At 71.4% G+C, this 14,593-nt stretch carries 12 protein-coding genes; 7 read left to right on the top strand and 5 right to left on the bottom strand.

Annotated elements, in window-relative coordinates; all coding sequences use genetic code 11:
* Nucleotides 1-566 precede the first annotated feature (566 nt).
* Entirely contained in the window at nucleotides 567-1,124 is a 558-nt protein-coding gene (gene soxR, locus ACWF94_RS15415) for a redox-sensitive transcriptional activator SoxR (RefSeq protein ID WP_453487854.1), read from the bottom strand.
* Nucleotides 1,125-1,418: 294 nt separating this feature from the next.
* Here soxR and ACWF94_RS15410 point away from each other — a divergent pair, with 294 nt between their 5' ends.
* The gene (locus ACWF94_RS15410) at nucleotides 1,419-1,880 is read left to right on the top strand and encodes a MaoC family dehydratase (RefSeq protein WP_453487853.1); all 462 of its coding nucleotides are present in this window, start codon (nucleotides 1,419-1,421) and stop codon (nucleotides 1,878-1,880) included.
* Between the two features lie 101 nt (nucleotides 1,881-1,981).
* Here the strand turns inward: ACWF94_RS15410 and ACWF94_RS15405 are convergent, their stop codons facing one another.
* Nucleotides 1,982-2,605, bottom strand: a complete 624-nt coding sequence (locus ACWF94_RS15405; RefSeq protein ID WP_453487852.1) for a TetR/AcrR family transcriptional regulator — start codon at nucleotides 2,603-2,605, stop codon at nucleotides 1,982-1,984.
* Nucleotides 2,606-2,809: 204 nt separating this feature from the next.
* Here ACWF94_RS15405 and ACWF94_RS15400 point away from each other — a divergent pair, with 204 nt between their 5' ends.
* Nucleotides 2,810-3,547, top strand: coding sequence for a TetR/AcrR family transcriptional regulator (locus ACWF94_RS15400; protein ID WP_453487851.1), 738 nt, complete (start codon nucleotides 2,810-2,812; stop codon nucleotides 3,545-3,547).
* Nucleotides 3,548-3,878: 331 nt separating this feature from the next.
* Here the strand turns inward: ACWF94_RS15400 and ACWF94_RS15395 are convergent, their stop codons facing one another.
* Nucleotides 3,879-5,246, bottom strand: coding sequence for an ABC transporter ATP-binding protein (locus ACWF94_RS15395; protein WP_453487850.1), 1,368 nt, complete (start codon nucleotides 5,244-5,246; stop codon nucleotides 3,879-3,881).
* 251 nt (nucleotides 5,247-5,497) lie between these two features.
* Nucleotides 5,498-7,027 (bottom strand): CitMHS family transporter, encoded by a 1,530-nt coding sequence (locus tag ACWF94_RS15390; RefSeq protein ID WP_453487849.1) that lies wholly within the window; start codon nucleotides 7,025-7,027, stop codon nucleotides 5,498-5,500.
* 518 nt (nucleotides 7,028-7,545) lie between these two features.
* Here ACWF94_RS15390 and hmgA point away from each other — a divergent pair.
* The 4 genes from hmgA to ACWF94_RS15370 all read left to right on the top strand — a co-directional run bounded on the left by hmgA (nucleotide 7,546) and on the right by ACWF94_RS15370 (nucleotide 12,316).
* Nucleotides 7,546-8,922, top strand: coding sequence for a homogentisate 1,2-dioxygenase (gene hmgA, locus ACWF94_RS15385; protein ID WP_453487848.1), 1,377 nt, complete (start codon nucleotides 7,546-7,548; stop codon nucleotides 8,920-8,922).
* 12 nt (nucleotides 8,923-8,934) lie between these two features.
* Nucleotides 8,935-9,687 (top strand): GntR family transcriptional regulator, encoded by a 753-nt coding sequence (locus tag ACWF94_RS15380; protein WP_453487847.1) that lies wholly within the window; start codon nucleotides 8,935-8,937, stop codon nucleotides 9,685-9,687.
* 63 nt (nucleotides 9,688-9,750) lie between these two features.
* Nucleotides 9,751-10,920, top strand: a complete 1,170-nt coding sequence (locus ACWF94_RS15375; RefSeq protein ID WP_453487846.1) for a type ISP restriction/modification enzyme — start codon at nucleotides 9,751-9,753, stop codon at nucleotides 10,918-10,920.
* Between the two features lie 199 nt (nucleotides 10,921-11,119).
* Entirely contained in the window at nucleotides 11,120-12,316 is a 1,197-nt protein-coding gene (locus ACWF94_RS15370; protein ID WP_453487845.1) for a CaiB/BaiF CoA transferase family protein, read from the top strand.
* A gap of 116 nt (nucleotides 12,317-12,432) precedes the next feature.
* Here ACWF94_RS15370 and ACWF94_RS15365 read toward each other — a convergent pair whose 3' ends face one another.
* On the bottom strand, nucleotides 12,433-12,699 hold the full coding sequence (locus tag ACWF94_RS15365) for a hypothetical protein (protein ID WP_453487844.1): 267 nt from the start codon (nucleotides 12,697-12,699) through the stop codon (nucleotides 12,433-12,435).
* A 435-nt stretch (nucleotides 12,700-13,134) separates the two neighbouring features.
* Here ACWF94_RS15365 and ACWF94_RS15360 point away from each other — a divergent pair.
* Nucleotides 13,135-14,593, top strand: a 1,459-nt coding sequence (locus ACWF94_RS15360) for a protein kinase domain-containing protein (protein WP_453487855.1), incomplete at its 3' end; no start/stop codon positions are given.

Here is a 14,593-nt window from a genome sequence, read left to right as displayed (position 1 = left end):
CATTTAGAGCATCCGCCCCGGACCATGCCGCCGCTGACGGCGGCGTGACCGCTCGGCCGTGCCCTGGCGCCGGACCGCGCGCCCGTGCCAGCGGAGAAGAGGGCGCGCGATCCGGTACGGGGCGCCGCCCAGGCCCGTTGTCAGTCACGGCTGCCACAGTGGAGCGCTTGACATCTCCCCAGCTGTAGCAGGGGGATTCTTCCCTCGCGGGTCGAGCTTTCTGCTTCACAGCCGGTCGCCGACCCGAATCAACGGCAAGGGACGGTGTACCGCCCATCGGTCTTGCACCAGCTCCACAGACCTGACATCCCGCCAGCCCGGCGGTAGACCCCGGTCGGACATGGATCTCGCCCGTCCGGAGCGCACCGATCATACCGGCTCCACGCGAGTGGGCGGGACCGTGCCGCCGCCCTCGGCGGGAGTTCGGCGCCCAGAGCGCGCCAGTGTGCGCGGGGCCGGAGCGAGGAGCCCTAGCAGAGGGAAATCCGCTCGCTCCACCGGATTGCGCCCCTGGACAGTGGGGCCCTGCGACACATCCAGCACCGGATGTGCGAAGGGCGGGCCCGTCACGGGGGTGCGGGCCCGCTCTTCGCGCCGTCGCTCGTGTGCGAGCCCCTGGGCGGGGGCCCTGCACAGGTGGGGGCTGCGCGGGTGGGCTCATCCTCCTTGTAGCGCACCGGCAGCAGCCGCGACCCGGCCATCTGGCGGCCGAAGGCGTCGTCGGGGTTGGAGAGCACACAGGTCTCCAGGGAGAGACAGCCGCACCCGATGCAGTCGGTGAGATGGTCGCGCAACCGCCGGAGCTGCTTGATCCGCTCGTCCAGCTCGCCGCGCCAGACATGGGACAGCCGCGCCCAGTCCTCGCGGTCGGGCGTCCGTTCGTCGGGCAGTTCGGCGAGCGCGCGCCTGATCGTGGCGAGCGGGATCCCGACCCGCTGCGCTGCGCGTACGAACGCCACCCGGCGCAGGGTGTCCCGGGTGTACCGGCGCTGGTTCCCGCTGGTGCGGCGGCTGCTGATCAGGTCCTTGGACTCGTAGAAGTGCAGCGCGGACACGGCCGCGCCGCTCCGCTCCGACAACTGGCCGACCGTGAGTTCATGACGCTTCTCGGAAGACTCTGCCATTTTGTGAACCCTACGTCGTACGGTCCCTCCCTTCCGCCGGCATCGCCCGGTCCCTGGTCAGCGCGCTGATCCCCGCCGCCAGGCCCACGGCGGGGCAGGGACCGGGCAGGGACCGGACCGGGACCGGCACGCCCCCGTCGCCCGGGCCCTCGTGACGCGGCTCTCATCCGTGGCGGCGGACATCCGGCCGCCCTTCGTTGACAGGGACCGCTCGTCCGAGCATGCTGAGCAAGCGCTTAGACAGCAGCGTGGAGCCGAATCCGGCTCCACGCCCGAGAGGCAGGGATCAGGGACATGGCAGAGCCGAGGATCTTCACCTCCGCCGACGAACTGCGCGCCGGGGTCGGTGAGCGACTGGGCCACAGCGACTGGCTGGAGATCGACCAGAAGAGGATCGACCTCTTCGCGGACGCGACCGGCGACCACCAGTGGATTCATGTGGACCCGGAGCGCGCGGCCGACGGCCCCTTCGAGTCGACCATCGCGCACGGCTATCTCACGCTCTCGCTGCTGCCCTTCCTGGTTCCCCAGGTCATGCGGGTCGAAGGCATGAGGATGGGCATCAACTACGGGTGCAACAAGGTCCGCTTCCCGGCACCCGTACCGGTGGGTTCCCGGCTGCGCGCGACGGCGGTTCTGCAGAGCGTGGTGGAGACGGGCGACAGCCTGCAGGTCACCGCACTGGTCACCGTCGAGCGGGAGGACAGCGAGAAGCCGGTGTGCGTGGCGGAGTCGGTGTCCCGCTACTACTTCTGACACCCGGCTACTACTTCTGCCACCCGGCCCACCGCTTCCGACACCCGGCCTCCGCTTCCGGCACCCCACCGGGCCCGCAATCGCCCGGGCGCGGCGGGGGGTCAGGGCCGGGCGGAGACCATGCGCAGCACCAGGTCGGCGTAGAGCGCGCCGACCTCCTCGGGGGTGCGGCGCCCCTGGGTGCCGAACCACCGCGCCACATCGATACAGAGCGAGAGCACGGCCAGCGTGGTCCCCGGCACATCCGGGACGTCGAATTCGCCCGACTCGACGCCGTCGCGCAGAATGCCGCGTACGACGGCGTCGCTCCGGCGGCGCAGCGCCACGATCTCCGTGCGGTGCGCCGGGGCGAGTGCGTCGAGTTCGTACTGCACCACGCGCGCGGTGTCATGGCGCCCGGCGTGCCAGCGGACGAAGGAACTCACGGCGTCGGCCAGCCGCTCACCGGGGGTACCGCCGCGCGCCGCGGCCGACTCCAGGACATCCAGCGCGCGACGGTGTCCGACCCGGCTGATGCGGTGGAGCAGTTCTTCCTTGGTCTTGTAGTGGATGTAGAGCGCGGCGGGGCTCATCCCGGCGCGGCCGGCGATGTCCCGGGTCGTCGTCGCGTGATAGCCGCGCTCGGCGAACGCCTCGACGGCGGCGACGAGCAGCTTTCTCGCCGCCTCGGGGGAGACCTCGCCCCACGGCACTTCCTCGCCGGTCGACTCCTCAGCCGCAGTCATCGCGCGCCCCTTCTCCGCTCAGCAGGAGGAACACCATACCGCGACGGTGAGCAAGCGCTTAGCCAATGAGGGAGGATCGCTCCGGACCGCACCCGACCGGCGGTCGAGGGGCGACGACGTGGCCTGAGTGAGGGCGCTCCCGCCCGGTGGGAGCGGCCGTCGCCACCGCGGGTCAGCCGGTGGCCGGGCCCTACTATGTGCGGCATGGCCCGACCCCGTAAACCCCTCCTCAGCCGGGAACTCATCGTCGGGACGGCGAGCACGCTGGTGGACTCGGAGGGTCTGGAGGCGGTCTCGACCCGGCGGCTGGCGGCCGAACTGGGCGTCAGCGGCCCGTCCCTCTACAACCACTTCCGCACGAAGGACGAGATCCTCGAAGCCGTCGCCGACGCGGTGAGCGCCCAGATCGATCTGTCGATGTTCGACGAGAGCGACGACCGCGACTGGCAGACCGCGCTGCACGACTACGCCGTCTCCTACCGGGCCGCGCTCAAGGCGCACCCCCATATCGTCCCGGTGCTCGCCCGGGGTCCCGGCCGCCGTCCGGCGGGGCTGCGGGTCGCGGACGCGGTGTTCGGCGCGATGGTGCGCGCGGGGTGGCCGCCCGCGCGCGCGACCTCCATCGGGGCGGTGATGAGGTACTTCATCACCGGGTCGGCGCTGGGCTCCTTCGCCCGTGGCTTCGTCGACGACGAGACGGCGTACGACCCGGCCGACTATCCGCATCTGAGCCGGGCGCATCTGCTCGCGGACCGGCAGCAGCAGGTGGACGAAGGCGCGTTCGAGGCGGGGCTGCGGGCGATCGTCGACGGACTCGCGGTCCAGTACGCGGATCTCATAGGGGACACCGGCCGGCCACGGCGCGAGGCGGAGCGGCGCGGGGCGAGGGAAAGGGCTCGCGTCCCACCCCCGGAGCCGCATAACCCGCCCACAGGTCCTTGAAAGCCGAACTGGCTGATTCTCTCGCGCTCCCCCACGGCCTTCGGGTGTACCTGCCATGGGGATGACGCCCTCAGTGGCCCCGAATTTGCGGACGCGGATACGGAAAGGAGCGCCCGCCGACAAAGGGAGCGCACCGATCGACGGCAAAACCTTCCTTTAGGAGAATGGCCAGAACACCACCGGTGGCCCGCGGGCCGTCCCCGACTGCGTATTCTTAAAGGCTCCTGCAATTCCCTACGGTCCCGGTGCGGGCGCCCTCCGCCGGTGAGGGGCGGTGTCATCGCCGAAGAGGCCCCCGTCACCGGGGGGCCTCTGCCGTGGGGGGCGTGACTCAGATATCGAACTGGAGCAGATCCGCCGGGGCGGGGCAGATTCTGCGGCCGTGGTGGTCGAAGACGTACAGATGGGCGAGATCGACGAGGAGCGGCACCTGTGCGCCCGGCTGGAGCCAGAGGTTCGGGCGGGTGCGGACGACCAGCTCGCTCGCGGGGACGGGCAGTCGGCTGGGATCGTAGGCCGGGGGCTGGCTCAGGGGGTCGTCCTGGGGGTATTCCGGGTCGTTGAGCCCGACCGGCGGACCCGCGGCCTTGGGGTTCATCAGTTCCTTGAGCCGGTTGAACATGGCCCTCGGGGTGGCTCTGCTCCGGCGGCGGCTCACCGAGGCCGGGGGCCGGGCGGCCTCCATCACGGAGACCACGGCCGGTCTGGCGCCGATGCTGAGATAGACCAGTGCTTCGTGCCCCTGGTACTCGGTGTGCTCGACGATCCCCGTGAGGGGGACCTCACCGGGCCGCGCCTGGCTGGGCGGGGCGATCCTGGTGGCCTCGGAGCGCAGTCCGACGATGACCTGCCTGCCCTGTCTGACCCGGAGCAACTGATGGTCGACACTGAGCGGTTCGGGCAGCATCAGCCGCTGCCGCCCCAGATCGAGCGACATCCGCGCGTTCGGCGGCGCGTAGATGATCGCCTGGAGCAGATTGATCCGGGGGGTGCCGATGAACGCGGCGACGAAGACGTTCTCGGGGAGGGCGTAGATGTCACGCGGGCTGCCGACCTGCTGGAGCACCCCGCCGCGCATCACGGCGACCCGGTCGCCCAGCGACATCGCCTCGGCCTGGTCGTGGGTGACATAGACGGTGGTGACGCCCAACTGCCGGGTGAGCTGCGAGATCTCGGTCCGCAGATGACTGCGTAACTTGGAGTCGAGGTTGGACAGCGGCTCGTCCAGCAGAAAGACCGAGGGGCGCCGGGAGATGGCCCGGCCCATGGCGACCCGCTGCCGTTCGCCGCCGGAGAGCTGGTTCGGATAGCGGTCCAGGACATCCTCGATGCCGAGCTTGCGGGCGGTGGCGTCGACGCGGGGGCGGCTGTCCTCGCGCCGGCGCCCCAGACGGAGCGGGAAGCCGATGTTGTCGCGGTTGGTCATGTTCGGGTAGAGAGCGTAGTTCTGGAACACCATGGCCATGTCGCGGTCGTGCGGCGGTGTCTGGTCGGCGGGCTCACCGTCGAGCAGCAGCTCCCCGTCGGTGATCTCTTCCAGTCCGGCGATCATGCGGAGCACGGTCGTTTTCCCGCAGCCCGAGGGGCCGAGGAGTACGAGGAATTCGCCGGGTTCGATATCGAGGCTGAATCGGTCGACGGCGCGTGGTGCCCGTCCGTAACGCTTGCTGACGCTGTGCAGGGAAATAGCGCGAGTCATGTGGGGGTTCCGCCAGGGGAAGATGAGTTGCGGCTGGGACGCAAGAAAATATCCGATTACCCCCGGTCGCGGAATGATCCGGACCGATGTTTAGCATGCGCTTTTTCCCTGACGGTGCCGGGCGGCGGGCCCTGGCCGCGAGAACCATGAACAGCCTTTAATTCCCTTTGCGTTGACATTCGCATACTCAGACCCATGGTCGAGGTACGAAATGGGCCAAGTCCCTGCAAAGAGACCGCCGGGCCCTCTCATCAGATGATGCCGAAGACGATCCCGGCCGCGAGGACCACCAGCGAGGTGAGGGCGGCCCACTTGACCGTGAACCGGGTGTGGTCGCCGAACTCGACCTTGGCCATGCCGACGAGGACGTAGACCGCGGGCACCAGCGGGCTCGACATGTGCAGGGCCTGGCCGACGAGCGAGGCGCGGGCGATCTCCAGCGAGGAGACCCCGTGGGCGCCGCCCGCCTCGGCGAGGACCGGCAGGACACCGAAGTAGAAGCCGTCGTTCGACATGAAGTAGGTGAGCGGCAGGCTCAGCACACCGGTCACGATGGCCATATGCGGGCCCATGCCCTCGGGGATGGCGCCGACGAGCCAGTCCGCCATGTGCTGGACCATGCCCGTGCCGGTGAGCACACCCGTGAAGACGGCGGCGGCGAACACCATGCCGGACACATTGAGCACGTTCTCGGCGTGGGCGCCGATCCGAGCCCTCTGGTCGGCCATCCTCGGGTAGTTGACGGTGAGGGCGAGGGCCGCGCCGAGGAGGAAGAGCACCGGGATGGGCAGCAGCTCCATGATCATCGCGGTGAGGAGGGTGAGCGTGAGACCGGCGTTGAACCAGTAGAGCCCGGGGCGCAGGGTCTCGCGGTGGGGGTCGAGGCCCTGGAAGCCCTCGTGGCTCTCGCTCCCGTCATCGCCGGCGCCGGTGTCCGTGCCGGGCGTGGCGGTGCCGGTGCCGGGCGTGCCGGTGCCAGGTGCGCCGGTGCCGGGCGCGGCGCCGCTGGGCGTGCCGGTGCCGGGCGCGGCGCCGCTGGTGCCTCCCGTGCCGGCCGCCCCCGACGCGCCCTTCGCCCGCTTCCCTGGCGCCTTGGTCAGGGTCTCGCCGCCCGCCCGCACGAGCACCGCGCCGGACTCCGGCTCCAGGACCTCGTCCAGCGACAGATAGCCGAGCCGCTTGCGCTCCCGCATGCCCAGCACATACGCGAGGATGAAGACGAAGAGCAGCCCCACCAGCAGCGCCGGGATCATCGGAACGAAGATGTCGGCCGCGTCGAGCTTCAGGGCCGTCGCGGCGCGGGCGGTCGGGCCGCCCCAGGGCAGGGTGTTCATGACCCCGTTGGCGGTGGCGGCGATACCGGTCATCACGACCAGGCTCATCTTGAGCCGCTTGTAGAGCGGGTACATCGCCGAGACCGTGATCATGAACGTGGTGGAGCCGTCGCCGTCGAGCGAGACGATCGCGGCGAGCAGTGCCGTACCGACGACGACCCGCATCGGGTCGGCCTTGCAGAACCGCAGAATGCCCCGGACGATCGGGTCGAAGAGCCCGACGTCGATCATCACGCCGAAATAGACGATCGCGAACATCAGCATCGCGGCGGTGGGGGCGAGGTTGCCGACGCCCTCGATGACGTAGTCCCCCAGATGCGCCCCCTTCCCGACAAGCACACAGAACAGTGCGGGTATGAGGACCAGTGCCGCGATGGGCGACATCTTCTTCATCATGATCAGGACCAGGAAGGTCGCGATCATGGCGAAGCCGAGGATTGTCAGCATGGGGACACCTAACGTTCATCCTTGAACTTCCACCCGGAGCGGCGGTGCGGATGACGTTAGGTGTCGTCAAATCCGGTTAACAAGATGTTGACGTGTGAGCAATACGAGCAAAACCCCAGGTCAACGAGGGATGCTGACCGGACCAGGCCCGGACCCGGACCCGCCGGCTTCCCCCGCCAAGGCGGATTCCACGCACCCGGGTCGGCAATATTCAGCCCCGCCTGGGGGTCCCTCCCAGGCGAAGCCCTGGGGGCGATTGAGGCGCTGGGGGTACCTCCACGCCGCAGGGCGTAGGGGGAGGTCCGGGGCGGAGCCCCGGTGGGAGCCGCGCACCGGAACACACCCAGGACCAGCCGGACCCCGCCGGACCAGCCCGGTCCGACCGGACCAGCCCGGTCCGCCCGGTCCGCCCGGTCCGCCCGGGACACGCGCCCATCACGCGGGCCCGATGCCGTTGACGTGACCATCCTGCAATCCTACGGTTGTGCATAGGATTCCTTCGGCACCGGGAGCGGGCGATGAGCGGCATCGAGCAGGCGCGGAGTACGGCCGAGCGGGCGCGGAAGAGGGCCGAGGCCCTGGAGTACTCCCCCGGGTTCGGCAATGAGCACAGCTCCGAGGCCGTCCCCGGTGCGCTGCCGCTGGGGCGCAATTCCCCCCAGCGCGCCCCGCTCGGGCTGTATGCGGAGCAGTTGAGCGGCTCGGCATTCACCGAGCCGCGCGCGCACAACCACCGTTCATGGCTCTACCGCATCCGCCCCTCCGCCGCCCACCCCCCTTTCAGCCGGATCGACAACGGCGCGGTGCGCGGAGCGCCCTTCACCGAGTCGGTGCCCGACCCGAACCGGCTGCGCTGGGACCCGCTGCCGGAGCCCGCGCCCGGGACCGACTGGCTGGCGGGGCTGTGGACGCTCGGCGGGAACGGCGACGCGGCCCAGCGCACCGGGATGGCCGTGCACCTCTACCACGCCGACTCCCCCATGACCGACCGGGTGTTCAGCGACGCGGACGGTGAGCTGCTGATCGTCCCCGAGCACGGCGGTCTGCTGCTCGTCACGGAACTGGGAGTGCTCGCCGCCCGCCCCGGGGAGATCGCGCTGATCCCGCGCGGCGTCCGCTTCCGGGTCGAGCTGCTCGACGAGCGGGCCCGCGGCTATGTCTGCGAGAACTACGGCCGGCCGTTCCAGCTCCCGGATCTGGGCCCCATCGGCGCCAACGGCCTGGCGAACGCCCGTGACTTCCGCGCGCCGACGGCGGCATACGAGGACGACGGGGGCGACGGGAGCGACGGGGACGCGGGGCGCCCGGTGGAGGTGGTCACCAAGTTCTGCGGCAATCTGTGGGCCGCGGCCTACGACCACTCCCCGCTCGATGTGGTCGCCTGGCACGGCAACCACCTCCCGTATGTCTACGATCTGCGCCGCTTCAATGTGATCGGGTCGGTCTCCTACGACCACCCGGACCCGTCGATCTTCACCGTGCTCACCTCCCCGTCCGACACCCCCGGTCTCGCGGGCGTCGACTTCGTGGTGTTCGCGCCGCGCTGGCTGGTCGGCGAGGACACCTTCCGGCCGCCGTACTTCCACCGCAATGTGATGAGCGAGTACATGGGCCTGATCGAGGGCGCCTACGACGCCAAGACCGCGGGTCAGGGAGGTTTCGTTCCGGGCGGGGGCTCGCTGCACAACATGATGTCCGCGCACGGGCCGGACCGCGACACCTTCGACCGGGCGAGCGCGGCCGACCTGCGGCCCCAGAAGGTCGACGACGGGCTTGCGTTCATGTTCGAGACGCGCTGGCCGGTGACCACGACCGGGCAGGCGACGACCGCGGATCATCTCCAGCGGGGGTACGACAACGTGTGGCAGGGTCTTGAGCGTCACTTCATGTCCTGATACGGAGTCCTGGTGAACTCCTCCTTCGCCCCCGACTCGCTGGTCCTGAACCGCAAGCTGCCGCTGTGGTACCAGGTCTCGCAGTCGCTGCGCGCCTCCATACTGGGCCGTACGCCCGATGCGTCGCTGCGGCTGCCCACCGAAGAGCAGCTCGCCGCGCACTACGGCGTGAGTGTGCTCACCATGCGCCAGGCCCTCAAGGAGCTGGAGACGGAGGGCCTGATCAGCCGGCACCGGCGGCGCGGCACCTTTATCGAACCGGGGGCCAGGCGGGGTGCGCCGAGGCGGCTGCTGGGCTCGATCGACACGATCGTGGCGCAGCAGTCCGGCGAGCGCACCACGGTCCTCGGGCACGGCCCCGAGCCGGTCCCCGGTGAACTCACCGAGTACTTCCCGGATCTGGCCGAGGTCGCGATGTACCGCAGGCTGCGCTGTGACGGTGAGAGCGGCGAGCCCACCAACTGGGCGGAGAACGCCCTCCGTCCGGACATCGCCGAGCGGCTGGATGTCGCGGATCTGGCGCGGTGGCCGATGACGAAGGTGCTGCGGGACGCCGTGGGCGTACGGATCAGCCGGATCACCGACACCGTGGAGGCCAGGCTCGCGGACCCGAGGACGGCCCAGTTGCTGAAGGTGCCGCTGCTGAGCCCGATCCTGCACTACACGGGGGTGACCTACGACGCGTCCGGCCGGGTGGTGGACGTGGCGCGCATCCGGTACCGGGGGGACCGGTTCTCCTTCTCGGTCACGGTCGACGCCGACTGATCCACCGGCTCGGGGGGATGCCCGGGGGAAGGTCCGGGGCGGAGGTTCGGGGAGGATGTCCGTATGCCGATGCTCGATGAGCTGATGCCGTGGGGAGTGCGCCCCCTGCGGCCGGGACGCGCCTGGGTGATGGGCCCGGACGCCGGATCGCTGACCGCGCGCTGGGATGCCGTCGTACGGGCGGCGGGCGCGGAGCGGGAAGCGCTGTTCGGCAGCACCCGGGCGCGGACGCCGCGTACCGCCGTCGGTCAGCTGCCGGGGCAGCGTACGGGGACGGGGGCGTTCGCCCGCGAGTCGGGGCGGTGCCCGGCGCCGGTGCGGGTGACGCACGGGCCCTTCGACCAGCAGTGGCTGATTCCCGATCACCGGCTGATCGACGCCGCCCGCCCGGAGCTGTGGCGGGTCGCCGACGACCGGCAGATCTTCGTGGTCGAGCAGGGCTCGGACGGGCGGCTGCCGGGACCGGCCGTACTGGTGTCAGCGCCGCTGCCGGACGGTCACTCCCCCACGGGCCGGCCGGGCCGGATCCGGCCGCTGTTCCGCAGGCCGGGTGGTGCCGAGCCGAATCTCGCGCCGGGGCTGCTGCGGGCGCTCGGCGGACACTACGGCCACCCGGTCGACCCGGTCGGGCTGCTCGCCTGGATCGTGGCGGCGGCGGAGCCGGCGGGCTCCCGCTGTACGGTGCCGCTGCCCGCCGACCCGGCGATCTGGCGGTCCGGGGTGGAGCTGGGCCGCCGGATGCTGGACATCCAGCTCCGCGGCGCCCGGGGCGGGGCGCGGCCGAGACTGCCCGGGGGCCGCCGCCCCTATGTGCGCGCCGCCGTGCCCGCCCGCCCCGCGGCGATCTCCTACGACCCGGAGGAGGAGGCGCTGTGTCTGGGCGATGGCCGGATCTCGCCCGTGCCCTCGGGGGCGTGGGACTTCCGGGTGGGCGGCGCGCGGGTGCTTGAGCTGTGGTTCGAGCGCCGTACGGCACCCGCCGAGCCCGGGTCGCTCGCGGCGATCCGCCCGGCGTCCTGGCCCCAGGAGTGGACCTCCGAACTGCTGGAGCTGATCACGGTCCTCGCCCTGCTCGCCGAACTCACCGACCGGCGGGCCGCGTTGAGGACACCGGAGACCCTGGAGCTGGGCGACCTCCCGGGCGTCCGGCCGCCGTCCGGCGCGTCCACCCGCCCCGCGACCGTGCTGGAGCACCCGGAGGAGGGACCGGAGGGGCAGTACGCCCTGCTGTGACGGCTTCGGCGTGATCGGCCCTCGCGGGCGGCACCCGCCGCGCCGCACGCACCCGCTCCGGCGGAGAGCCCGGGCCGTGCGACCCTCCGCGCGAAGTCCCCCGTACGGACGGGGCCCGTACGGCACACACGGTGCGCGGCCTCCCCGCCACGCCGGTGCCAGGTGACAAATGCCCGGTCCCCGGGATAGGCACATCATCATGCGCACTCAGCCACTGCCGCTCGACGGCATCACCGTCGTCTCCGTCGAGCAGGCCGTCTCCGCTCCCTTCGCCACCCGTCAGCTCGCCGACCTCGGTGCCCGGGTCATCAAGATCGAACGGCCGGATGGCGGTGACTTCGCCCGGGACTACGACACCGCCGCCCAGGGGCTGGCCTCCCACTTCGTCTGGTGCAACCGGGGCAAGGAGTCCATCGCCGTCGACCTCAAGGACCCCCGCGGCCTGGACATCGCCCGGCGCCTGGTCGCCAACGCCGATGTGTTCGTGCAGAACCTCGCCCAGGGCGCCGCCGCCCGGCTCGGTCTGGACGCGGCGACGCTGTGCGCCGGGCACCCCCGGCTGATCGCCGTGGACATCTCGGGGTACGGCGATCGGGGCCCGTACGCCCACAAGCGGGCGTACGACATGCTCGTCCAGAGCGAAGCGGGCCTGGTGTCGGTGACCGGGACGCAGGACCACCCGGTGAAGGCCGGTATCCCGGCGGCCGACATCGCCGCGGCGATGTACGCGTTCTCAGGGGTGCTCGCGGCGCTGCTGCGACGGGGAACGACCGGCCTCGGCGGTCCGGTGGAGATCTCGATGCTGGATGCGCTCGCGGAGTGGATGGGGCATCCGTTGCACTTCGGCATGCACGGGGGTGAGCCCCCGGCGCGTACAGGTGTCGCGCACGCCGCGATCGCGCCGTACAACGCCTACGACACCGCCGACGGCGGACAGGTGCTGCTGGCGGTGCAGAACGACCGGGAGTGGCGAAGGCTCGCCGAACAGGTCCTGGAAGCGCCCGCGCTGGCGGGAGATCCGCGGTTCGCGACGAACAAGGCGCGCGCGGCGAACCGGACCGGGACGGACCGCGCGGTGGCGGGGGTGCTGGGGCGGCTGGGCACCCAGGAGGCGATCGAGCGGCTGGAGGCGGCGGGCATCGCCTGTGCGCGGATCAACAGCGTGACGGATGTGGCCGGACATCCGCAGCTCGCGGCCCGTGACCGGTGGCGGTACGTGGACACCCCGGCCGGGCCGCTGCGGGCACTGCTGCCTCCGATCACCCTGCCGGGCGGCCCGGAGGCCCGGATGGGAGCGGTGCCCGCGCTGGGAGAGCACACCGACGCGCTGCTGAAGGCCCTGGGGATGACGGACGAGACAACAGCGGCGCTGCGCCGGGACGGTGTGATCGCCTGAGCGCGGGGCCGCACAGGCGGTGACACGGTGACACCGAGAATCTGATGGTGCGCGGAACGCGTCGATCCGACGCGCGACGGCCGAGCGGTGGCCGAAAGGTCAGCGGCGGCCGAAGGTCAGCGGCGGCTGCCGAACAGCGTGCGGCGCAGCCTCCGCAGCGGTGCGAAGAGCGAGACCCGCCCGCTCCTGCTCTTGTTGCGGTCGTGTGTCACATCACGCGAGGTCAGCTCTCGCATCAGCGAGGTGGCCTCGACCGTCTCACGCTGTGGCACGGCGGGACCGCCGAGCACCGAGAGATGCCGGTCGAGACGCGAGCTTGTCGCGCTGTTCCCGCAGGTGATCGCAGGCACGCGCGCCCTGCTGCGCACTGTTATCTGTTCCATGTCACTCCCCACCCGTACGACGCACCCGGCCCGGGCAGGTTAACCCTATCGCCCCGTCGGGACACTCGTGTATCCCGCCCACAGGATTCACCGCACCGGTTCGAGAATTGACGGTCACACTCCGAATCCATCCGATTCTAGGTCGAGTTGGACAGTTCAGCGGCTCGCGGGACGGGCTCTCCAGCCGGTCGTCCCCCTCCAGTCTTCCCACCGGCCCCCGGGCCACGCGTGAGGGGCCGGACCGGTCGCCCGAGCCGCCCGGCGGACCGACGAGTGTCCGGCGCGGTGGTTCACGGGGGCACTCCACCGGGTACAGCGTCCCTGGCCTTCGTTCCCCCGGCGGCGGACCGGAGGATCGTGGTTCAGGGGGGCGGCAACCGCCCGGTATTGAGCTAACTTGAAATGGTTTCCACCCGAAATGCCGTGTCGCTACGGATGGGGGCTCGCGTGCCCGAGAATCAACTGATCGCGGGGCGTTACCGACTGCAGAGCCCCTTGGGCCGAGGCGGTATGGGTGTGGTGTGGCTTGCCCGGGACGAGGTGCTGTCCCGTGAGGTCGCCGTCAAGGAGGTACGGGCCCCGGACGGGCTCGACGCCGCCGATGAGCGCCGGCTGTATCAGCGGCTGGACCGGGAGGCGTGGGCCGCGGCCCGGATCTCGCACCGCGGTGTGGTGACGGTCTTCGACGTGGCCACCGAGGACGGCCGCCCCTGGATCGTGATGGAGCTGATCCGCGGGCTGGCGCTGTCGGACATCCTGGAGGCGGAGGGCCCGCTCTCGCCGCAGCGGGCCGCGAACATCGGGGCCGAGGTCCTGGGGGCGCTGCGTGCCGCGCACGAGGCCGGGGTGCTGCACCGTGATGTGAAGCCGGGGAACGTCCTCATCTCGAACGACGGCCGGGTGGTGCTTTCGGACTTCGGGATCGCGATGGTGGAGGGCACCTCCCATCTGACGATGACCGGCGAGCTGGTCGGTTCGCCCGAGTTCCTCGCGCCGGAGCGGGCCCTGGGCCGTACTCCGGGTCCGGAGTCGGATCTGTGGTCGCTCGGCGTCCTGCTGTACGCGTCGGTGGAGGGGGTGTCTCCGTTCCGGCAGCACACCCCCCTGTCCACCCTGCGGGCCGTCGTCGACGAGGAGTTGCCGCCGCCCCGGCGGGCCGGTGAGCTGGCGCCGGTGATCGCCGGACTGCTGCGCAAGGAGCCCGCCGAGCGGATGTCGGCGCAGGAGGCCGAACGGCTGCTGCGGGTGGTGGGCGCGGGCGGTGCGGCCCGTACGTCCGAACCGCCGCCGGGCCCGTGCAGCCCGACGGTCGCCGCCGTCTCACCGGAGGTCTCCCCGGCCACTCCGCCCGTTCCCCTGCCGGGGGCCGGACCGGGATTCGGACCGGGACTCGGACCGGGGACCACGACCTCCGTCGGCGGGCAGCGGCCGGACGGTTCGCGGCGGGCTACGGCGGTCCTGGCCGCCGGGGCCGCGCTGCTGGTCCTCGCGGTCGGCGGGCTGGCCTGGGCGCTGGTGGACAACGCCCGGGAGGGCGACGGCAAGGACAGCGGCGGCGGCGCGACCAGCTCCGCGGCGGCGGGCGGGCCGACGCCCGCCGGCACCACGTCCACCACCCGGGGCGGCGCGACCTCCCCCGCCCCCGGAGGCGTCGGCGGCGGCGGTACGGACGGGGGCGGGCCCACCCCGTCCGCGACCTACCGGCCGCAGACGGTGGTGGTACACGCCCGGGCCGTGCGCGACAGCTATGAAGGGGTCTGTCCCCCGCCGGCGGCGCGCGCCCCCGCGTTCACGGCGACGATCACGGTCGGCCGGACCCCGGCCGATGTCGTCTACCGATGGGCGACCGAGAGCGGTGTGAGTTCGGACTCCGCCTGGAAGACACTGCGGTTCG

It is taken from the genome of Streptomyces sp. NPDC055078 (assembly GCF_053607985.1).
This window is presented reverse-complemented; position numbering and strand designations above follow the sequence as displayed.